18 protein-coding genes are annotated in these 21795 nt (G+C 68.6%); 16 read left to right on the top strand and 2 right to left on the bottom strand.

Annotated features, from left to right (window positions below; all coding sequences use genetic code 11):
• Nucleotides 1–219 precede the first annotated feature (219 nt).
• Nucleotides 220–2559: an FAD-dependent oxidoreductase gene (locus NHL51_RS13440; protein WP_434144551.1), complete on the top strand. Its 2340-nt coding sequence runs from the start codon at nt 220–222 to the stop codon at nt 2557–2559.
• An 85-nt stretch (nt 2560–2644) separates the two neighbouring features.
• Here the strand turns inward: NHL51_RS13440 and NHL51_RS13445 are convergent, their stop codons facing one another.
• A complete protein-coding gene (locus NHL51_RS13445; RefSeq protein ID WP_434144552.1) occupies nt 2645–3055 on the bottom strand; it encodes a phage holin family protein in 411 nt (136 codons plus the stop codon).
• Between the two features lie 113 nt (nt 3056–3168).
• Between NHL51_RS13445 and NHL51_RS13450 the strand changes: the two genes are divergently transcribed.
• From NHL51_RS13450 to NHL51_RS13485, 8 genes are all read left to right on the top strand, one after another.
• Nucleotides 3169–4665, top strand: coding sequence for an AAA family ATPase (locus NHL51_RS13450; RefSeq protein WP_434144554.1), 1497 nt, complete (start codon nt 3169–3171; stop codon nt 4663–4665).
• Nucleotides 4662–6362, top strand: coding sequence for a hypothetical protein (locus NHL51_RS13455; RefSeq protein WP_434144555.1), 1701 nt, complete (start codon nt 4662–4664; stop codon nt 6360–6362). The genes NHL51_RS13450 and NHL51_RS13455 overlap by 4 nt, the downstream gene beginning before the upstream one ends.
• A complete protein-coding gene (locus NHL51_RS13460) occupies nt 6359–7945 on the top strand; it encodes a hypothetical protein (RefSeq protein WP_434144556.1) in 1587 nt (528 codons plus the stop codon). Before NHL51_RS13455 ends, NHL51_RS13460 begins: the two co-directional genes overlap by 4 nt.
• A 56-nt stretch (nt 7946–8001) precedes the next feature.
• Nucleotides 8002–9105 (top strand): histidinol-phosphate transaminase, encoded by a 1104-nt coding sequence (locus NHL51_RS13465; protein ID WP_434144557.1) that lies wholly within the window; start codon nt 8002–8004, stop codon nt 9103–9105.
• A 69-nt stretch (nt 9106–9174) separates the two neighbouring features.
• Nucleotides 9175–10359, top strand: a complete 1185-nt coding sequence (locus NHL51_RS13470) for a thiamine pyrophosphate-dependent enzyme (RefSeq protein ID WP_434144559.1) — start codon at nt 9175–9177, stop codon at nt 10357–10359.
• Nucleotides 10356–11363, top strand: coding sequence for an alpha-ketoacid dehydrogenase subunit beta (locus NHL51_RS13475; RefSeq protein WP_434144561.1), 1008 nt, complete (start codon nt 10356–10358; stop codon nt 11361–11363). Before NHL51_RS13470 ends, NHL51_RS13475 begins: the two co-directional genes overlap by 4 nt.
• Nucleotides 11364–11387: 24 nt before the next feature.
• A complete protein-coding gene (locus NHL51_RS13480; RefSeq protein ID WP_434144562.1) occupies nt 11388–12815 on the top strand; it encodes a dihydrolipoamide acetyltransferase family protein in 1428 nt (475 codons plus the stop codon).
• On the top strand, nt 12815–13507 hold the full coding sequence (locus tag NHL51_RS13485) for a Pr6Pr family membrane protein (RefSeq protein WP_434144564.1): 693 nt from the start codon (nt 12815–12817) through the stop codon (nt 13505–13507). Before NHL51_RS13480 ends, NHL51_RS13485 begins: the two co-directional genes overlap by 1 nt.
• Nucleotides 13508–13532: 25 nt before the next feature.
• Here NHL51_RS13485 and NHL51_RS13490 read toward each other — a convergent pair whose 3' ends face one another.
• Nucleotides 13533–14399 carry an IclR family transcriptional regulator gene (locus NHL51_RS13490; RefSeq protein WP_434144565.1) on the bottom strand — a complete coding sequence of 289 codons (867 nt, stop codon included), beginning with the start codon at nt 14397–14399 and terminating at the stop codon, nt 13533–13535.
• 147 nt (nt 14400–14546) lie between these two features.
• On the opposite strand from NHL51_RS13490, the gene NHL51_RS13495 reads away from it, so the two are divergent.
• The 7 genes from NHL51_RS13495 (at nt 14547) to NHL51_RS13525 (ending at nt 21786) form a co-directional block, all read left to right on the top strand.
• Complete coding sequence (locus NHL51_RS13495) at nt 14547–15185, top strand: ABC transporter permease (protein WP_434144567.1); 639 nt, start codon at nt 14547–14549, stop codon at nt 15183–15185.
• Nucleotides 15178–16224 carry an ABC transporter ATP-binding protein gene (locus NHL51_RS13500; RefSeq protein ID WP_434144568.1) on the top strand — a complete coding sequence of 349 codons (1047 nt, stop codon included), beginning with the start codon at nt 15178–15180 and terminating at the stop codon, nt 16222–16224. The genes NHL51_RS13495 and NHL51_RS13500 overlap by 8 nt, the downstream gene beginning before the upstream one ends.
• 32 nt (nt 16225–16256) lie before the next feature.
• Nucleotides 16257–17024, top strand: coding sequence for an ABC transporter permease (locus tag NHL51_RS13505; protein ID WP_434144570.1), 768 nt, complete (start codon nt 16257–16259; stop codon nt 17022–17024).
• Between the two features lie 57 nt (nt 17025–17081).
• Complete coding sequence (locus NHL51_RS13510) at nt 17082–18008, top strand: glycine betaine ABC transporter substrate-binding protein (protein WP_434144572.1); 927 nt, start codon at nt 17082–17084, stop codon at nt 18006–18008.
• 74 nt (nt 18009–18082) lie between these two features.
• Entirely contained in the window at nt 18083–18859 is a 777-nt protein-coding gene (locus NHL51_RS13515) for an SDR family oxidoreductase (protein WP_434144573.1), read from the top strand.
• Nucleotides 18860–18940: 81 nt separating this feature from the next.
• Nucleotides 18941–20401 (top strand): FAD-binding oxidoreductase, encoded by a 1461-nt coding sequence (locus NHL51_RS13520; protein ID WP_434144574.1) that lies wholly within the window; start codon nt 18941–18943, stop codon nt 20399–20401.
• Entirely contained in the window at nt 20401–21786 is a 1386-nt protein-coding gene (locus NHL51_RS13525) for an FGGY-family carbohydrate kinase (RefSeq protein WP_434144575.1), read from the top strand. Before NHL51_RS13520 ends, NHL51_RS13525 begins: the two co-directional genes overlap by 1 nt.
• Nucleotides 21787–21795: the final 9 nt, after the last annotated feature.

Consider the following 21795-nt stretch of genomic DNA (forward strand, 5'->3'; position numbering starts at 1 on the left):
TCGATTTTGTCATCGATGGTCGCATTCCTGCCTGAGTTGGCAGATTTGGTGGCACATCACGTGCCTGCGATTTGGCACTGAAGCGCGTGCGCCAGAGTACCTATTAAGGCGACGTGGACCGGTTGACAATGATGAATGGTTCGGCGTAGCATCTTGTGGAACGGTCCACATCAGCTGCTTTGCGACCGTGCGCTTCGATTCTCAAATGAAAGGCGAACCTTGAAATCCATTACCGAGAAATACGATCTCGTCGTTGCGGGAGGTGGACTCGCGGGGTTCTCCGCCGCGATCGCCGCTGCTCGTCACGGCGCTTCGGTGGCCCTCGTGCAAGACAGGCCCGTGCTCGGCGGCAATTCTTCCTCCGAGGTGCGCGTCACCCCGCACGGAGCCGCGGCCTTTCATGGATATGCGAGAGAATCCGGCATCATCTCGGAAGTGCTGGTCGAGGATCGGGCTAAGAACCACGCTGTCATCCGCGAGAATGGTTGGACGAATAGCGTCTGGGACATGATTCTGTACGACCTCGCGCAGCGCACCGAGAACCTCACACTGCACCTCAACACCCCTGTGCTGGGAGCGGAGGTGGAGGATGGCCGCATTGTGGCCGCTCTCGCGAAGGTGCTCAACGCGGAAGTCGACCTGCGACTTGAAGCCCGAATGTTCGTGGACTGCACTGGCGACGGCACCCTAGGGGCACTGGCAGGAGCGGAGTGGTTGCGCGGAGAGGAAGCCTCGGACGACTACAACGAGCCCATGGCTCCGAAGGAGCGGGGCGACGGCTCGATGGGTAGTTCGCTGCATTTCAAGACCGTCGATGTTGGTCGCCCGGTCGACTTCCAGGCACCCGAATGGGCCGTCAGGTACGACGACTCCAAGTTCTTCACGGAAGGTGGGCGCCTCATTCCCACGCTGGAGAGCGGCTACTGGTGGATTGAGATCGGCACACCTTGGGATACGCTGCATGAGAATGAGGAGATCCGGCACGAACTCACTCGCCATGTTCTGGGGATCTGGGATTATCTGAAGAATCGTGATCCTTTCTGGTCGCCCCGCGCAACCAACCTCGCTCTCGACTGGGTCGGTCAGGTACCCGGAAAGCGCGAGAGCCGCCGACTGCTCGGTGAGTACGTGATGACTGAGAACGATCTGCGCCGCTCAGACTCCTTCGACGACGAAGTCGCCTTCGGCGGGTGGTACGTCGACCTGCACACCATCGGCGGGCTGCTCAAAGAGGTCGGTGAGCCGGTCACCGCAGCACGGCTCAAGGACCCGGGCACCGCGAAGGGTGCGGCAGAGTACGTCGGTCCGTTCGGTGTGCCGATGCGGTCTCTCGTCTCCAGGGATTTGTCGAACCTGTTCTTCGCAGGTCGCAACATCTCGACCACGCGGGTTGCCCTCGGATCGACTCGTGTAATGGGAACGGCCGCCGCAATGGGACAGGCCGTCGGAACCGCTGCGGCGCTTATCGATGCACCGAAGCCGGATCTGCGAGCCGAGGTGCCGCAGCGAATCGCTGAGGTGCAGCAGGTGCTGTTGCGGGATGGTTGCTTCCTGCCGTCGGTCTCCAACGAGGACGCCGACGATCTCGCCAGGAGCGCACGAGTCTCGGCCTCGAGCGAGGAGCACGTGACCGGTGTCGGCCCGAACACGCCCAACCGTCTCGGAGGTATCGATCACTGGCGCGGCTACCCGGTCTACCCGTTCACCGGCGAGCTCAAGAACCGCACGGCCCAGTGGATCGCGCATGGTGGAGACCGTGAACTGCGGAGGATCTCCCTCGCGCTGAAGAACAGCTCCGATGCACCGCTCGACGTCCAGGCCACGCTGCACCGGGTGGAGCACATCTGGGATTACCGTACCGATCCGGGCGCACCGGTGGCGACCACGACGCTGACGGTTCCGCCCGGCGGGCCGAACTGGGTGAGTTGGGAGGTCGACCTCGAAGCCGGCGCCCTCGGAGACGCCCCGGGCTACGTTCGGGTCGACCTCGCGGCCGCCGAGCGCGTTGAATGGGTCGTGAGTCCCCACGTTCTTCCCGGACAGATTGCCGCCTATGAGGACTCGCCCGGCCGCTATCGCCGATTCGGCGGAGGCCAGACGCTGAGTTTCACGGTCGAGCCTCCGCAAACTCCGTACGGCCCGGAGAACGTGATCGCCGGAGCGACACGCCCGCACCGCGCCGCCAACCAGTGGCGCAGTGATCCCGCTTCACCGCTCCCTCAGTGGATCGAGCTCGCTTGGACCGAGCCTCAGGCCGTCTCGCAGGTGCAGCTGACGTTCGCGGGCAACCTGCTGCGCGAGTACCATGCCTACCCGCCGCTGTACCGCGACCCGCAGTGCGTCAGGGCTTACGATGTGCAGGCCTTCGTCGACGGCAGGTGGCTGACGGTCGCCTCGCAAACCCATAACTACTCGAACCGGGTCGTGCACGACTTCAAGACGGTTAAGAGCGACCGCTTGAGAGTTGTCGTCCACGCGACCAACGGCGACTCCGCAGCAGGTATCTATGAGATCCGCTGCTACGAGGGCAGGAGGTGCACACCGACGTATCAGAGTTAGGAACTTATGTCGTAAGAGCAGCGTCCCCGGGCACCTTCACTCTGCCCGGGGACGCTGCTCTGCGTTCTCTGGGGCTCCGGCACACTCAGTCTTCGCGCTTCTTGCGGTTCGTGCCCAGCAGCCCGTTCAGGATGCCGGACAGAATCGACATCACGAGTGCGGCGAGCACGCCCCACCAGAACGTCTCGATGCGCAGCCCGAAGCCGGCGATATCCGAGAGCCACGCGACGACGGCGAAGAGGAAGCCGTTCACGATGAGCGAGAACAGGCCGAGCGTCAGGATGTACAGCGGGATCGACACGAACCGCACGACCTTGCCCAGGGTCGCGTTGACGAGACCGAAAACGAGGGCGACGAGCAGGAGCGTGATGAGGGTCGAATACTCGTCGGTGCCGATGGGTGCGATCCAGACGCCGTGGTCGCCGCTGCCGCCGACGATGAGCGTGGTGAGCCAGAGGGCGAAGGCGCCGACGAGCACTCGGATGATGGTGCGCATGCCACCAGTCAAGCAGAGGCGCCCGAGTACCGGCTGCAGGGATCGGCGCGCCTCCGCATAGGATGAAACGGTGGGTCTCTGCGAGAGGCCATATCGAATGCGAAGGATCCAGCATGAGCGACCCTCTTCTCGACAGCCTCGCCGCAGCGGTCGCGGGCGCACCCGACGATGTCGAACTGCGCGCGCTCTACGCCGAGCGCCTGGCCGACGCCGGCCGTGCCGACGACGCCATCGGGCAGGCCCTCGTCGCACTATCGAAGCAGCCCGGGCACGCGGGCGCGCAGCGGGTCGTCGAGCGGGCCCGGGGCGGCGATACGGATGCCGAGGGAGCGGATGCCCCGAACGGCCCCGGCGCGACCGGCGCCGAACCGGGCGTTCAGCCCGCCTACACGGCCGAGAGCCGGGAGCGCCGCGTCGTGGGGTACCAGCCGCACGGCCAGGGCGACGGCCCCATCTTCGAAAGCGAGCGCGAATGGCGTCGGCGCCTCGCCGAGCTCGATGCGCGAAACGAGGCTCCGGGCACCGGCACGAACCCTGACCCGGACTTCGCGCCCGGCACGGAGTCGAATGCCGTGAACGACGCCCCCGACGCGAACGCCGGCATCGACTGGCAGCGGCTCGAGCACCAGCTCGGAAGCCCCATCCCGCCGCCGTTCATCGCGCACGAGGCGACGCAGCACCCCGGCGGATCGATCGAGGTGAGCATCACCGAGGCCGAGGACTCCTCGAGCCCCGCCGAGACGACCCGCGAAACGCTGAAGCTCTCCGACGTCGGCGGCCTCGTCGACGTCAAGCGGCGCATCCACGAGACCTTCCTCGACCCGATCGCGCACCCCGAGATCGCGCGCGCCTTCAAGAAGAGCCTCGGCGGCGGGTTGCTGCTCTACGGCCCGCCCGGCTGCGGCAAGACCTATCTCGCCCGGGCCATCGCCGGCGAGCTCGGCGCGAACTTCGTCTCGGTGACACTCGCAGACGTGCTCAGCAAGTGGATCGGCGAGAGCGAGGGCAACATCCACAAGACCTTCACCGAGGCCCGGCAGAAGGCGCCCGCCGTACTGTTCCTCGACGAGATCGATGCGGTCGGCGGCAAGCGCACCTCGCAGGGGTCGCAGTGGCTGCGCAACCTCGTCAACCAGCTGCTCATGGAGCTCGACGGCGTCGGCAGCGACAACGACGGCCTCTTCGTGCTCGCTGCGACGAACATGCCGTGGGATGTCGACCCGGCGCTTCTGCGCCCCGGGCGCTTCGACCGCATGGTGCTCGTCTCGCCGCCCGACGAGCCGGCGCGCGAGGCGATCCTGCGCGGCTACCTCGCAGAGCGCCCCATCCAGGGCGTCGACCTCGACCATCTCGTGCGCCGCACCGAGGGCTACTCGGGCGCCGACCTGAAGCACCTGTGCGACACGGCGGCCGAGAAAGCGCTCGCCGCATCGATCAAGTCGGGCGCCGTGCAGCCGATCGCGATGCAGGATCTGAACCGCGCGCTCACAGAGGTGAAGCCGTCGATCGGCCCGTGGCTCGACAGCGCCCGCAACGTCGCGAACTACTCGAACGCCGACGGCCGCTACGACGACCTCGTGCAGCTGCTGAAGCGCACGAAGCGACTGTGAGCGACGGCCCCGCCCCGCAGCCGGCATCTGCGGCGTCGGCGGCATCGATCGTCGAACGCGTCTGGGCGCTGCACTCGTTCGGCCGCGCCGACGACGCGCTCGGCGCGGCGCGGCGCGGCCTCGCCGAGCACCCCGACGACGCCGATCTCGAGGGGTCGCTCGCCTGGCTCGAGTTCTTCCACGGCGATCGCGAGCGGGCCGAACAGTCGGCCGAGCGCGCTCTCGCCCTGCGCCCGGACGACTGGCGCGGCCTCAACATCCTCGTCGAGGTCGCCGTCGCCCGCGGCGAGCACGAGAACGGCGAAGCCTTCGCCCGCCGCGCCGTCGCCGCGTATCCGCAGCTGCCCGATGCGCGCCTCGCCCTCGCCTACGCGCTCGCGCAGCCGAGGCCCGAAGACGGCAAGCGGCGGGCGGCCCGCACCGCGCGCACGGCCCGCCACCGCGAGGTGCGGGGGCTCGTCTCCGATGCCGTCGGCTTCGACCCCGAGCGCGTCGAGTCGCTGCGTCGCGGCTCCATCCTGCTCGCGGTCACGGGCGACGAGCAGGGCTCCGCCGAGCTGCTCACCCGCGCGCTCGCGCTCGACCCCGACAACGAGGAGCTGCTCATGCTCATCGCGGGGTCGGACGGCACTTCCGAGCTCGAGGGGCTCCGCCTGCTCTCGGGCGTGCTGTCGTCGAATCCGCAGCAGCGCGTCGCGGCTCGCGCGCTGAACGACACCGTCTGGGGTCGCACGCAGTGGTTGGCGGCGGTCCCCGTCATCGGCGCCGCCGCCCTCATGCTGTTCGGATACCTCGTGTTCGAGGCCGGTCTCGAGACCAGCACCCGGCAGCGCACCCAGCTCGGCGGCGCCGTCGTCATGGTGGGCGTCGCCTGGGTGATGCTGTTCGTCTTCGTACGGCAGGCACTGCCGAAGCGCGCCCTGCGCCGCCTCTTCGCCGAGGTCTGGTGGGTGTGGCCCGGCATCATCGGCTCGGGGCTCGCGACGATCGCAGTCGTACTGCTCTCGCTCGCCTTCGCGATCCGCGGGCTGCCCACCCAGGTCGAGATGGCGGGGGAGTACATCGGCGGCCTCACGATGATGATCGGCTTCGTCGCCTGGCTCGCGCTCATGGCCGAGCTCGCGATCGTCTGCGCCCGCTTCGCGTCCGAGCGCCGCAACTCCCTTACTCCGGACGATGCCGAGGGGTGCTCGGCAGCACGCGCGCGCCTGCGCGAGCGAGTGCTGCCGAGCGCGATCAGGGTCGGGCTCGCCGCGCTGTTCGCTCTCGTGCCGGTGGTCGCGTCGGGCATCGCGATCCGTCCCGAAGCCGCGGGCGGCTACCCGGCCGTCGCCCTCGCGATCGCCGCGCCCCCGCTCGCGAGCCTCGCGCTCGCCGCAGCGGCGGCGCTGCGAGCCGGCGGCCGGGGCCCCGCAGCACGCGCCGTCACCGGCGGGGTGCTCGCGTTCGTGCTCGTCGCGGCCGCCGCCTGCTGGCTGCTCGCCGATCGGCACGCGGGAGAGTTCGACCCGCCGCCCACGCCGCATGAGCTGAAGATGCAGCAGTTCGGCGAGCAGACCTCGCAGCAGCAGGCGGAGTTCGAGGAGTCGATGCGCGCGATCCGCGAGCTGAACGAACGACTCGAAGAGCAGAACGGGAAGTTCGAAGAGCAGGGCGCGGGCGCGCCGGGCGCGAGCACGCAGGGCGTCGGCCGGTGAGCGAGACGGGCGACGACTCCGGCTCGTTCGCCGAGATCGTGCGGGTGATCGAGCGCGCGGATGCGCTCGAGGGCTTCGGTCGTCTCGATGAGGCGATCACCGAGGTGCGGCGCGGCCTCGCCGAGCACCCCGAGAGCTCGGCCCTGTGGTCGTCGCTGGCCTGGCTGCACTTCGCCGTCGATGATGCGGCGGCGGCCCGCGAGGCCGCGGAGTCGGCGCTCGCCCTCGACCCGGATTCGCTCGGGGCGCTGCACACGATGGTGCTGCTCGACGTGCGGGCCGGGGCCGCCGCGGGCGCGCATGCGGCCGCGGACCGCATGCTGCAGCTCGCCCCCGACCACCCCGCCGCCCACCTCGACAAGGCGCGGGCGCTCGCCGGAGAGCCCGCGGGCGCGACGCGCAACGGCCCGATGATCCGCGAGGCAGTGCACCGGGCGATGGCGCTCGACCCCGAATCGGCGTCGACGGTGGCGCAGGCCGCGGGCATTCTGCACGGGGTGGCGGGCAAGGCCGAGCTCTCGCAGCTCATCGCGCACGGCCTCGCTCTCGACCCCGCGAACGAGACGCTGCTGCTCTACGCCTCCGACGCCCACACGAAGCACGACGGCCAGGTCGCGGGTGTGCTGAGCTCTATGCTCGCGCAGAACCCGCAGCAGGGCGACGCCGCGATGCAGCTCAGCCATATCGTCTGGGAGCGCACCCGATGGATCCCGGCGCTCGCGGTGTGGGGCATGCTCGCCCTCGCGCTGCCCCAGGCCGCGCTCGCGGTGCTCATCGCGTCCGTGATCAACATCTGGACGCTCGTGCATCGCGTGCGCCGGGCGGCCCCGAAGGGGTTCCTCCGCCGCACGTGGGGGGTCTCCCCGTGGGCGAGAACCGGCGTCATCCTCGGCTTCGCGGGGGCGGCCTGGCCGCTGGTGGTGCTCCCGATCGTCTTCTGGCTGCAGCTCCCGGGGCTGCTGGCGCTGGTGCCGCTGGTGCTGCTCGCGAGCGAGTGCCTCATCGTGCTCGCGGGCGATCGCGAGGCGCGACGGCTGCTCGCGGCCCTCGGGGCGGAGGCCGAGATCTACGCCGCCGGCCTGCACCGTGCGGCACGCAGGGGCTGGGTGCGCATTTCGGTCGGAGGCATCGCCCTCGCCGTAGGCGCGACCGGCCTGTTCTCGGGGGCCGGGCCGTGGATGCTGCCGTTCGGTGCCGTCGGCCTCGCCTTCGTCGTGCCCGCGGTGCTGCGCATCCTGCTGAGCCGCGATGCGCTCCGGGGCGCGCGGCGCGGCGATCTCCCGGAGCCGCCGCGCGCCGCACGGACGCTGGTGATCGCGTCGACGGTCTGCGCGGCCGGCCTCGCCGTCGCCTCGCTGCTGTGGGCGCCCGTGATCCCTGTCGATTCCTCTGCCGGTGACGAGCCGACCCGCGAACCGCCGTCCTCCGAAGAACTGCAGCGCACGCAGCAGCAGCTGGACGACCTACTCGAGGGCGACCAGCAGCGCCGCGAAGACCTCGAACGGTCGATGGAGCAGTGGAACGAATCGCTGCGCGACCAGCGGCAGATCGTCGAGGACGCCACGAAGGCGGTCGTCGAATAGCACCGCGCCCGGGCGCCGAGCATGAGCGCCCGGCAGCCGCGACGTAGACTGGGGCGATGAGCGAACGTCCCGCGCCCGCTGTCCGCATCCGGCCCGAGGTGGCGGCGACGCCCGCATATCGACAAGGATCGGCGCCCGTGAAGCCCGGCTTCAAGCTCTCGAGCAACGAGAACCCCTTCCCGCCGCTGCCCGGCGTGCTCGACGCCGTCGCCGAGCGGGCCAGGTCGACGAACCGTTACGCGGCGGCCGCGATGCCCGAGCTGCGCGCGGCCATCGCGGACGACTTCGGCGTCGACCCGGCATCGGTGCATCTCGCCGCCGGCTCGGTCGCGATCCTTTACCAGCTCGTGCACGCCGTCGCGGGCGCCGGCGACGAGTACGTGCACGCCTGGCCGAGCTTCGAGGCCTACCCGGGCCTCGGCCTCGCGTCGGGCGCACGAGCGGTCGCCGTACCCCTCGCGGCCGGCGCGCGGCACGACCTCGAAGCGATGGCCGATGCGGTCACCGAGCGCACGCGCGCGATCCTCGTGTGCTCGCCCAACAACCCGACCGGCCCCGCGGTGCGCCGCGCGGAGTTCGACCGCTTCATGGAGCGCGTGCCCGCCGACGTGCTCGTCGTGCTCGACGAGGCGTACGCCGAGTTCGTGACCGACGCCGACGCCGTGCGCGGCGCCGACGTGCTGCCGCGGCACCCGAACCTCGTGGTGCTGCGCACCTTCTCGAAGGCTTACGGTCTCGCGCAGCTGCGCATCGGCTTCGGCGTCGGCGACCCGGCCCTCTTGACCGCCGCCGCTTCGGTGAGCATCCCGCTGTCGGTCACGGGGGTCGCCGAGGCCGCCGCCCTCGCGTCGCTGCGCCCCGAGGCGCGCGCCGTGCTCGAAGGTCAGATCGCCGAGCTCGTGGTCCGCCGCGACCGGCTCGTCGCCGCACTGCGCGAATCGGGTCTCGCGGTCCCCGACGCGGAGGGCAACTTCCTGTGGGTGCCGGAGGGGCCCCGCGATCAGGGCGGCGTACCGAGCGCGCAGGGCCTCGCCGAGGCGTTCGCCGAGGCCGGCACGCTCGTGCGGCCGTTCCCGGGCCACGGCGTGCGCATCTCCGTCGGCGAGGACGAGAGCCTCGCCGAGGTCGTGCGCGTCGTGCGCGCGCATCTCGCCGGCTGACCGCCCGAGAAGCGCACCCACCGCCGTATATCCCCCCACCTTCACGCCCCCTCATTAGACTGTGTCGGGATGACTGAGCACGATATTCTGCACAGCCCCGAAGACCCGGAGCCGATCCGCTTCCTCGACGAGGCAGGCCGCTACGCGCCCTCCGACAGCGCCGCGGCGTTCGCCGACGAGCTCTCGGATATCGGGGTCGACGAGCTGCAGGTCTGGTACCGCGACATGATGTCGACCCGCGCGTTCGACATCGAATGCACGCACCTGCAGCGTCAGGGCCAGCTCGCGCTGTGGGTGCCGAGCGTCGGCCAGGAGGGCTGCCAGGTCGGCATCGCCCGAGCCGCCGAGCCGCAGGATCACATCTTCCCGGCCTACCGCGAGCATGCCGTCGCGCGCATCCGCGGCGTCGACCCCGTCGCGCTGGCCGCACAGTTCCGCGGCCTCACCCACGGCGGCTGGGATGTCACCGACCCCGCCAACGGCAACTTCCACCTCTACACGCTGGTGCTCGCAGCGCAGACGCAGCACGCGACAGGCCACGCGCTCGGCCAGCTGCTCGACGCCAAGGCCCGCGCAGGCGTCACCAGCATGGACGCCGGCGAGCCCGGCACCGCGACCGGCGAGGCGACGCTCGTCTTCTACGGCGACGGCACCACCAGCCAGGGCGACTCCAACGAGGCCATGATCTTCGCCGCCAGCTACCAGACCCCCGAGCTGTTCGTCGTGCAGAACAACCGCTGGGCCATCTCGGTACCGGTGGCACGCCAGAGCCGCACCCCGCTCTACCGCCGCGCCCTCGGTTTCGGGCTGCGCGCCGTGCAGATCGACGGTAACGATCCGCTCGCCGCCTACGCCGTGGCGAAGCGCTTCCTGCGCGAGGCCCGTGAGGGCGGCGGCCCCGGCTACATCGAGGCGCTCACGTACCGCATCGGCGCGCACACCACAGCCGACGACCCGACCCGCTACCGCGAAGAGGGCGAGCTCGAGCACTGGCAGGAGCGCGACCCGATCGAGCGCCTCGAGGCGTACCTGCGCGAGCAGGGCACCGGCGACGAGTTCTTCGACGAGGTGCGGGCCGATGCCACGCGGGAGGCCCGCGCGGTACGCGACACCATCCTGAGCCTGCCCGCGCCGAGCGCCGACTCGATGTTCGAGCACGTCTACGCCGAACCGCACCCGCGCATCGAAGAGCAGCGCGAGTGGATGGCGCATTACGAGTCGTCGTTCGACACCACCGAGGAGGGCGCCGAATGAGCATCGAGGGCATCGAGACGTTGAGCGAGCGGAAGACCCTGCCCCTCGCGAAGGCCATCAACGAGGGGCTGCGCTCCGCCATGGCGGCCGACGACAAGGTGCTGCTCATGGGCGAGGACATCGGCCCGCTCGGCGGCGTCTTCCGCGTCACCGACCGGCTGCAGGCCGACTTCGGCTCGGCCCGCGTGCTCGACACGCCGCTCGCCGAGGCCGGCATCGTCGGCAGCGCGATCGGTCTCGCGATGCGCGGCTACCGTCCCGTCATCGAGATCCAGTTCGACGGCTTCATCTTCCCGGCATTCAACCAGATCGTCACGCAGCTCGCGAAGATCCGGGCGCGCCACGACGGCAAGGTCGACATGCCGGTCGTCATCCGCGTGCCGTACGGCGGGCACATCAACTCGATCGAACATCACGAGGAGAGCCCGGAGGCGTACTTCGCCCACACCCCGGGCCTGCGCGTCGTCGCGCCGTCGACGCCGAACGACGCCTACTGGATGATCCAGCAGGCCATCCGGTCGAACGACCCCGTGCTGTTCTTCGAACCGAAGGCGAAGTACTGGATGAAGGGCGAGGTCGACCCCGCCGCCCCCGCCGCCGAGCTGCATCGCACCCGCGTGGCACGCACCGGCACCGACTGCACCGTCGTCGGCTTCGGGTCGATGGTGACGACGCTGCTGCAGGCGGCCGAGGTCGCGGCCGCCGAGGGCACGAGCGTCGAGGTCGTCGACCTGCGCACCCTTTCGCCCGTCGACTACGGTCCGCTGCTCGAATCGGTGCGCAAGACCGGCCGCCTGGTGGTGGCGCAGGAGGCGAACGGCAACGCGAGTCTCGGCAGCGAGATCGCGGCGACCGTCGCCGAGCACGCGTTCTACTCGCTGCAGGCGCCGGTACTGCGGGTGTCGGGCTACGACGTGCCGTTCCCCGCCGCCGCCATCGAACCGCTCTTCCTGCCCGACGCCGACCGCGTGCTCGAAGCCGTCGACCGCACCATGCACTACTAACCCTCCCGGAGCTACGGAGCAATCATGAGTGAAATGACCTTCCCCCTCCCCGACGTCGGCGAGGGCCTCACCGAGGCCGAGATCGTGTCGTGGCGCGTGGCCCCCGGAGATGCGGTCGAGCTGAACCAGGTGATCTGCGAGATCGAGACCGCGAAGTCGATCGTCGAGCTGCCGTCGCCCTTCGAAGGCGTCGTCACCGAGGTGCTCGCGAGCCCGGGCGACACGGTTCCGGTCGGGCAGCCGATCCTGTGCGTGTCCGTGACGGGCGCGGGCGATGCCGGCGAGGGGTCGCCGGGCTCGGACGTCGGCGGGTCCGCCGCAGCCGCGCCCGACCGCGAAGTCGCCGACACGGTGACCGACACCGCGGCGAGCATCGCCCATGAGGACGAGGATGAGGCCGGTGCCGTGCTCGTCGGCTACGGCGCTGCCGGCTCCGTGCAGAGCCGTCGCCGACGTGGCGGCGCCAAGCCCCGAGGACGCGAAGCGTCCGGAGGCTCAGGCGGTGCCGCAGCAGCGGCAGCCCACGGAGCGCAGCGAGGGGTGGAGCCGTTGCTGCAGCGGGCGACGATCCCTGTCGCCGAAGCGACCCCGATCATCGCGAAGCCCCCGATCCGCAAGCTCGCGAAAGACCTCGGCGTCGATCTCGCCCAGGTCTCGGGGTCGGGCATCGCCGGCGAGATCCTGCGCGATGACGTCGTGCGTCACGGCGGCCAGGCCAGCCTCTTCCGCAATCTCTCGACCCCGGCCCCCGAGCCGTCGGCCCCGCGCGAGGAGCGCATCCCGCTCAAGGGCATGCGCAAGCACATCGCGAACGCGATGGTGACGAGCTCGAACGAGGCCCCGCACGTCGGCGTCTTCACCGACGTCGACGCGACCCGCACCATGGAGTTCGTGAAGCGCCTCAAGAACTCGAGCGACTTCGCCGGCACCAAGGTGTCGCCGCTGCTCATCTTCGCGAAGGCGATGCTCTGGGCGATCCGCCGCAACCCCGAGATCAACTCGACCTTCACCGAGACCGAGATCATCAGGCACCACTTCGTGAACCTCGGCATCGCGGCCGCCACGCCGCGCGGCCTCATCGTGCCGAACATCAAGGATGCGCAGGAGCTGAGCCTGCTCGATCTCGCGAAGGCGATCGAGCAGCTCACCATCACGGCGCGCGACGGCCGCACCCAGCCGGCCGAGATGCAGGGCGGCACGATCACGATCACGAACATCGGCGTCTTCGGCATGGACTTCGGCACCCCGATCCTGAACCCGGGCGAGGTCGCGATCATGGCGATGGGCACCATCCGCGAGAAGCCGTGGGTCGTCGACGGCGAGGTGCGGCCGCGCATGGTCACGACCGTCGGCGGCTCGTTCGACCACCGCGTCGTCGACGGCGACGTGATCTCGCGCTTCGTCGCGGATGTCGCGTCGGTGCTCGAAGAGCCCGCGCTGCTGCTCGACTGATGCCCGGCGCACGCCAGTCGGCGAAGTTCGCGGCGATCGACTGGGGCCGCCTCATCGTCGCGCTCGCGATTCTCGCAGCGGTCATCGGGCAGCTCGCGGTCAGCATCGGGTTCTGGACGAACCGCGGCGATGAACGCATCGGCCTCGACATCCTGAACTTCTTCAGCTTCTTCACGATCGAGTCGAACCTGCTCGCGATGGTCGTGCTCCTCGCTCAGGCGATCGGACGCGCCCGCGGCCGGGCCGGCTGCCGCGCACTGCACGTCGCGGTGCTGTGCGCGACGACCTACATGGTCATCACGGGCATCGTCTACAACACGGTGCTGCGCAGCATCGAGCTGCCGCAGGGCACGACGCTCGGCTGGTCGAACGAGATGCTGCACCTCATCGCACCGCTCTGGATGCTCATCGACTGGCTGCTCACCGCCCGTACCCGCGAGTTGCGGTTCGCGCACATCGGTATGGTCGTGATCTATCCCGTCGTCTGGCTCGTCTATACGTTGATGCGCGGCCCGGCCACCCTCAATCAGGGCACCGGCGCGGGCCAGTGGTATCCCTATCCCTTCCTCGACCCGGCGCATGCGGGCGGGTACGGCGCGGTGGCGGTCGCGTGCGTGCTCGTCGCCGTCGCCATCGTCGCGGTCTCGGCGGGCCTGGTCGCGATCTCGCGCTGGGCGAGGCGCCGCAGCTGACTCGAGGCCGTCGCCGCCGGTACTCTTAGGCGTGCAGCGGAGATCCCAGTTGGCGGGAGAGCTCGCGCGCGGTCTTCGAGGTGTATTCGCCGAGGATGTCGAGGCGGTCACCGATACGAGCTTTCGGAGCGCTGACGTTGACGGCTGCGACGATGCGCCCCGTGAAGTCGACGACGGGCGACGACGCCGCGACGACGCCGCTCTCGAGCTCCTGGTCGGATGTCGCGTAGCCGCGATCGCGAATCGCCCGCAGCTCGAGCATGAGGCTCGAGAAGTCGGTGATGGGCGAGGCTCCGGGCCCCGGCTCGGGGAGCACGGGGAACCCGAACGGGTCGGCTTCGGGGTTGAGCGGGCCGACGAGTGCGCGGTCCTGCCCATGCGCTTCGTACCAGCTGGTCAGCGAGCTCTCGTCCCAGTCGCTCAGCAGCACCCGGCCGGACGGCGTGCGCCAGGCCGCCGTCGTACTGCCGGCCCAGCCGGTCGTACGGATCTCGAGCGGACTGAGTTCGCTGAGAATCGTGAGCACATTGCCGCCCTGCAGCACGCAGAGATGGCTCGTCTCGCGCGTGAGCTGAGTGAGCCTGCGCAGGTGCGACCGTGAGGCCTGGGCGAGCGCTGCCTGCGCAGTGTGGGCGGCGAGGGCATAGAGTCTGGAGCCGAGGAAGTACTGCAGCGTCGTTTCGTCACGTGCGATCAGGCCCGAGTCTGCGAGCGTTGCGAGTGCACGGGACACCGCGGCTTTGTCGCGGCCCACGATCTGAGCGGCTTGCGAAACGCCGAGGCCGCCGCCGCGTAATGACGCGGGGGAAGCGAGTGCATCGAGGAGATCGAGATCTCGGCCGAGTCCCGATGAGTTTCGCCTCGGACCGGTGGGCTGCGCGGTGGAGTTCATAACGACACGATAACTTCAAGTAGCCATATTGACAACCGTGTATGTCTATTTGTCAACGACTCGTATCTTGGAGACAGTCACCCGACGCAATCACTCGACGAAGAGACAGGAGGCCGATCCTTGACCGGATTCGATCTCGATGGGTTGATGACCTTTCTCTCGCGACGCTCCGACGACATCGTCGACCTCGTGGTCGACCACCTCGTCGTCGTTCTGATCTCGCTCGCCCTGGCCACGGTCATCGGCATCGGGCTCGGCATCGCCGTGCGGAACCGGCGCTTCGCCCGCTCCGCGGTCATTACCGCTTCAGCCGTAGCGATCACCATCCCATCGCTTGCCCTGCTGGCACTGCTGAGCCCCGTGCTCGGTCTCGGCTGGCTCCCGACAGTCGTCGCACTGGTCTTCTACTCGCTGCTGCCGATCGTGCGCAACACCGTCGTCGGCCTCCGCGAGGTGCCGGTCTCGGTGCTCGAAGCGGCCCGAGGCGTCGGCATGGGCCCGGCCCGCGTGCTCCTCCTGATACAGCTGCCGATCGCCTGGCCCGTCATTCTGGCAGGCGTGCGTGTCGCGGCCCAACTCACCGTCGGCATCGCCGCGATCGCCGCCTACGTCGCCGGCCCCGGCCTCGGCGAATACATCTTCAAGGGGCTGTCCTCTCTCGGCTCGAAGAACGCCCTCAACTACGCGTTGACCGGCACCGTCGCCGTCATCCTCCTCGCGCTGGTGCTCGACGGTGTCTTCGTGCTCATCTCCCGCTTCACGACATCAAGGGGTCTCCGTGCCTGACAACTCAACGAATACCGGCATTCTCTCCGCTCTCGCCTCCCGCCAGGGCGGCGCGTCGATCGAACTCGACAGCGTCACCAAGCTCTACCCCGGGCAGACCACTCCCGCGGTCGAAGACTTCTCCATGAGCATCGAGCCCGGTGAGCTCATCATGTTCGTCGGCCCATCGGGCTGCGGCAAGACGACCACGATGAAGATGATCAACCGCATCATCGAACCCACCTCGGGCTCCATCCGCATTGATGGCAACGATGTGCTCTCGCTCGACGCCAATGATCTGCGACGCCACATCGGCTACGTCATCCAGCAGATCGGTCTATTCCCGCACTTCACCATCGCCGAGAACATAGCCACGGTGCCGCGCCTCCTCGGCTGGTCGAAAGACCGGATCAAGGAACGGGTCGAGGAGCTCCTCGAAACCGTGCAGCTCGATCCCGGCGTCTTCGCGAACCGTTACCCGCGCCAGCTCTCTGGCGGCCAGCAGCAGCGCGTCGGCGTCGCCCGTGCGCTTGCCGCGGATCCGCCTGTGATGCTCATGGACGAGCCCTTCGGTGCGACCGACCCGATCACGCGCGAGAAGCTGCAGGCCGAATTCCTGCGCCTGCAGGCCGAGATCGGCAAGACGATTATCTTCGTCACGCACGACTTCGAGGAGGCTATCCGCATGGGCGATCGCATCGCCGTGCTGAGCGAGCGCAGCAGGATCGAGCAGTTCGACACCCCCGCAAACATCTTGCAGAATCCTGCGAACGAATACGTCGCCTCGTTCATCGGCGAGGGCGCTGCGCTGAAGCGCCTCGCACTCATCCCCACGGGCGACGCCCGCCTCGGGCCGGTTGATCGGTCCGCACCGACATCGACTGTCGCGGTCACCGACTCGCTGCGAGAGGCCCTCGACCATCTCGTCTTCACCGGTGCGCCGCGCATCAACGTGACTGAGGGGGAGCGACCGGTTGGCTCGCTCGATTACGCTGCAATCTCCGCCGTGCTCGGCGCCGGGGTGCCCGGCGCCCGGCACCCCGCCGAAGCGGAGGGCTGATCATGTCCCAGCAGGTCACTCCATCACCGACGATGGCGATTTCGACCGCCGCAGCGACGCCGCGCAAGAAGGGTCGTGCCGGCGCGATCGTGAAGCGCTGCCTGCCGCTGATCGTGGTCGCCGGTGTGCTGATCCTCACCTACATCTGGATCTCGCTGCTCAGCCTCGACTCCATCGAGGCGCGCACGCTGAACGCCGAGTACATCTCGCGCCGCATCTGGGAGCACCTGGTGCTCTCGATCTGTGCAGCCGTACTGGTCGCGGTGCTCGCGATCCCTGCAGGGATTGCCGTGAGCCGTTCGAAGTCCCGCATGTTCAACGGCATCATCATCGGCATCGCGAACATCGGGCAGGCCACCCCAGCCATCGGCGTCGTCATCCTGCTCGCGATCATCTGGAAGACCGGTTTCGCGACCGCGCTCGTCGCCCTCGTCATCTACTCCTTCTTGCCGGTGCTGCGCAACACGATCACCGGTCTGCAGCAGGTCGACCCGAACGTGCGCGAATCCGCGCGAGGCATGGGCATGACCCCCGCGCAGGTGCTGCGCCGGATCGAGCTGCCGCTCGCCTCGCCCGTCATCGTCGCAGGACTCCGCACCGCACTCGTCTTCGCCGTCGGCGTGGCCACCGTCGCAACCTTCATCAACGCGGGCGGTCTCGGCGACATGATCGTCAACGGCCTGAAACTGCAGCGCTACCCGGTGCTCGTCGTGGGCGCCGTGCTTGTCGCCTGCATCGCCGTGCTCATCGACTGGGCCGCCGGCCTCGTCGAAGACGTTCTCAAGCCGCGCGGCGCATAGCCGCGGGCTCTTCCGCATACATCAACGAAAGGCAACCACATCATGCAGAAACGAAAGATGGCTCTCGCAGCTCTCTCCGCACTTGCGGCAGGCTCGCTCCTCCTCACCGGTTGCTCCGGCGGCGGCAACAACTCGGCCGAGGGCGGCGACGATCTCGCGGGCCTCACCGGCGAGATCGGTGCGAAGGATTTCTCGGAGCAGTACATCCTCGCCCACATCACCACCGAGTTGCTCAATGCGCACGGCGCCGACCTCAAGGCGAACACGAAGCTCGTCGGTTCGGCGAACACCCGTCAGGCGCTCGAGAACGATCAATTCGTCGGCTACTGGGAGTACACAGGCACCGGCTGGGTCACCTACCTCGGCAACACCGAGCCTGTGCAGGGCGCCGAGGCGCAGTTCGAAGCCGTGCGCGACGCCGACCTCGAGAAGAACGGCATCGCCTGGCTCGAGCCCGCAGGGTTCAACAACACCTACGCCTTCGCGATCCGAGAGAGCGAGGCCGACGAGCTTGGCGTCAAGACGCTGAGCGACGTCGCGGCGCTGCCCGAAGCCGACCAGACCTTCTGCATCGAGAGCGAGTTCTCCACGCGCGACGACGGTTGGCCCGGCCTCAAGGAGGCCTATGGCTTCAAGGCGCCCGAGTCGAACGTGACCATGCTCGACACCGGTGTCATCTACACCGCCGCCGAGAAGGGGGACGACTGCAACTTCGGCGAGGTTTTCCAGACCGACGGCCGCATCCCCGCGCTGAACCTCGTAGTGATGGAGGACGACAAGGAATTCTTCCCGAGCTACCAGGGCGCCTTCACGCTGAAGCAGGAGACGCTCGATGAGTACCCCGCGATCGCCGACATCATCGACGTCGTGAGCCAGAAGCTCACCACCGAGGTCATGCAGAGCCTCAATGCGAAGGTCGACGTCGATGGCGAGGATCCGCAGGATGTGGCCCTCGACTGGCTCGAAGAAGAAGGCCTGATCTGACGGTCTCACGATCCGGGGGCGGCGCGCTCATGCCCGTCGCCCTCGGGTTCACCCCTCACTTCTAAGGAACGATAGTGAACATCACCGATTTCTCCCTCGACCTCTTCTCGCTCGCCGGGAAGAAGGCCGTGGTGACAGGGGGAAACACCGGCCTCGGCCAGGCCTTCTCGCTCGCGCTGGCAAAAGCGGGCGCCGATGTCTTCGTCCCGGGGCTCTTCGACGACGGCGGCGAGACCGCGGAACTCGTGCGCGCCGAAGGCCGCGGCTATGCGGAACTGGCGATCGATATCACCGGCCCCGGCGCCCCTGCGCATGCGATCGAGCACTGCGTCGCGGAGCTCGGCGGCATCGACATCCTCGTGAACTCGGCGGGCATCAGTCGTGTCGCCGATGTCGAGGACTTCGGTCGTGAGCAGTGGGATCCGATGGTCGCCGTGAACCTCACGGCGGCGTTCGAGATGGGCCGCGAGGCCGCGAAGCGCATGATCGCGCAGGGCTCGGGCAAGATCATCAATATCGCCTCGCTCTTCTCCTTCCTGGGCGGTCTCGGCTCGCCGGCCTACGCGGCCACCAAGCACGGCATCGTCGGCTTCACGAAGGCCTACGCCGATGAGCTCGGCGGCAGGGGCATCCAGGTCAACGCGATCGCCCCCGGCTACTTCGCCACCCCCCTCACGGCGGAGACCCGCGCCAACCCCGAGACCAACAACCGGATCATCGACCACACCCCGGCGGGCCGCTGGGGCGATGTCGCCGATCTCATGGGCGCCGCCGTCTTCCTGGCGAGCCCCGCATCGAACTTCGTCACCGGTCACGTGCTGACCGTCGACGGCGGCTATCTGGTGCGCTGATCCCGACAGGGATCGCCGCAGGACCGCTCGCGGAATCTCCGCACCCACCCCACGATCAAACAGAACAGGATCACGATTCCCATGGTTACATCGCGTTCGGGCCTCGACCGCGCCGAGATCGTCTCGCGCCTCGAAGCACTCGTCGACGCCGGCCAGGTCATCACCGACGAACAGGAGCTGCGCGAGGCGAGCGTCGACCGTTTCAAGAAGTACACGGCCGTGCACGGCATCTTCGACGGCCCGATCCCCGCGGCCATCGTGAATGCCCGATCCACCGAGGACGTCGCAGCGGTACTCGCCTTCGCCGATGAGCATCTCATCAATGTCGTGCCCCGCACGGGGCGCACCGCCACTGAGGGCGGCCTCGAGACCATCGTCGAGAACACGATCGTGCTCGACGGCTCGCACATGAACAGCATCCTCGACATCAACGCCGTCGACATGATGGCCACGGTGCAGTGCGGGGTGCCGCTGCAGGTGCTGGAGGACGAACTGCGTGCGCAGGGCTTCACCACGGGACACTCGCCGCAGTCGAAACCGATCGCCCAGATGGGCGGCCTCGTCGCGACCCGCTCCATCGGCCAGTTCTCGACGCTCTACGGCGGCATCGAGGATATGGTGGTCGGCCTCGAGGCGGTCTTCCCGGGAGGGGAGGTCAGCCGCATCAAGAACGTGCCGCGCCGTGCTGCCGGCCCCGACATCCGCCACATCGTCATCGGCAACGAGGGTGCGCTCTGCTACATCACCGAAGTCACGGTGAAGATCTTCAAGTATCAGCCCGAGAACCTCCGCTTCCTCGGCTATCTCGTCGACTCGCTGCCCGCGGGTGCAGACGGGCTGCGCCGGGTCATAGTGGAGGGCTACCGCCCTTCGGTGGCGCGCGCCTACTCGGAAGAAGACGCCGCCCAGCACTTCTCGCACTTCGCAAACGGCCGCGCCGTCGTGGTTCTCGTCGCCGAAGGCCCGAAGGGCGTCGCCGATGCCACCGCCGACGGTATCGAGGAGATCTTCGCCGGCATCCCGCACGAGAAGGTCGAGACCGCGCTCATCGAGCAGTGGTTCGAGAACCTCAACTGGGGTCAGGACAAGATCGATGCTGAGAAGCGGGCCATGCTCGAGAAGGCCCATCTCGGCTACACCACCGAGGTCTCGGTCGATTGGTCGAACGTCGAGGATCTCTTCGAATCGGTGATGCGCCGCGTGCGCACCGAATTCTCGCACGCAGCTGACCTCACCATGCTCGGCGGGCACTCCTCGCACAGCTACCAGACCGGCACGAACCTCTATTTCGTGTACGACTACAACATCTCCTGCGAGCCTCGCGACGAGATCACCGAGTACCACGAGCCCATCAACGCGATCGTGGTCGAGGAAGCGCTGCGCTTCGGCGGCTCGATGGTGCATCACCACGGCATCGGCAAGTACCGCACTCCGTGGACGCTCGAGGAGCACGGCAGCGCCTACCGTCTGCTGGAGGGGCTGAAGCGGCAGTTCGACCCCAACGGCATCATGAACACCGGGACCATCTTCCCGATCTCGTGATGTCAGGCTACATGGTCGCCGTCGACAACGGCTCGCAGAGCACCAAGGTCTCGATCATCGACCCCGACGGGGTCGTGCACGCGAGCGCTCGAGTGGCGCTGCGCCCGTACGACGCTCCGGCCCCGGGCCGTTGGGAGCACCCGGGCGACGACCTGTGGGAGTCGATCGTCGAGGCCGTGCGCGGTGCTCTCGCGGGCTTCGCGGGCGACCCCGCCGAGATCCGCGGGCTCGGTCTCTGCACGATCCGCTTCTGCCGTGCCGCGCTGCGCGATGACGGAACGCTCGCCCAGCCGGTCATGAGCTGGATGGACGAGCGGGTGTCTCGGGCGCACGAGGCCGAGAGTGCCGATGTGCGATACGTCACGACCTCCTCCGGCTACATCGCGCACCGGCTCACCGGGGAGCTGCGGGATGCGGCCGGCAACTACCAGGGCGTCTGGCCGATCGATACGCTGACCTGGGACTGGAGCACGGACCCGGCCGACTACGAGCGCACCGGCATGCATCGGGACATGCTGTTCGATCTGGTCCGTCCGGGTGGAGTGCTGGGAACGGTCACCGACGAGGCGGCCGCGCAGACCGGCCTGCCGGTCGGGCTGCCGGTGATCGCCACCGCGAACGACAAGGCGGTCGAGGCGCTCGGGGCGGGCCTGCGTTCCCAGCACGATGCCCTGCTCTCGCTCGGCACCTATGTCGCCGCGATGACGGTCGGCCGTGAGAGTGCCTCGGCCGATGACGCCTACTGGGTGAACTTCGGGGCGGAGCCCGGCCGCTACCTGTACGAGAGCGACGGCGTGCGCCGAGGCATGTGGACGGTCAGCTGGTACCGCGATCTGATCTCGAGCGCAGGCGGAGCGGCCTCCGAGCACGAGCTCGGCATCGGCGCCGAATCCGTGCCCGTCGGTTCGGGGGGCCTCGTCGTCGGCCTCGACTGGCTCGCTCCGAGCGATGCTCCAGAACGCCGCGGGGCCATCGTCGGCTTCGACGGTACCCAGGGCACCTTCCACGTATTCAGAGCGATCCTCGAAGCCCTTGCCATCGCATCGGCAGAGGGCGCCGATCGTACCTTCGAGGCTCTGGGGCGCGATCTCGGCGAGCTCGTCGTCACCGGTGGCGGCGCGTCTTCCGCGCTCATGCTCCGCATTCTCGCGGGGGTGTACGGCGTGCCGGTGCGGCGGCCCGTACTCACCGATGCCGCCGGTATGGGGGCCGCAATCTGCGCGGCCGTGGCTACAGGGATCCACCCCGATTTCGATTCGGCCGTCGCCGCGATGGTGCGTGTGGATGTGCGCGTGGCTCCGGACCCGGCCTGGGTCGAGGCCTATGCCGCCGTGCGCGAGCGCTACCGGGAGCTGCTGCCGCGTCTGCACGCGATCTACCGCTGATGCGGCGCC

The organism is Leucobacter sp. gxy201 (assembly GCF_051043335.1).
Taxonomy (GTDB): domain Bacteria; phylum Actinomycetota; class Actinomycetes; order Actinomycetales; family Microbacteriaceae; genus Leucobacter.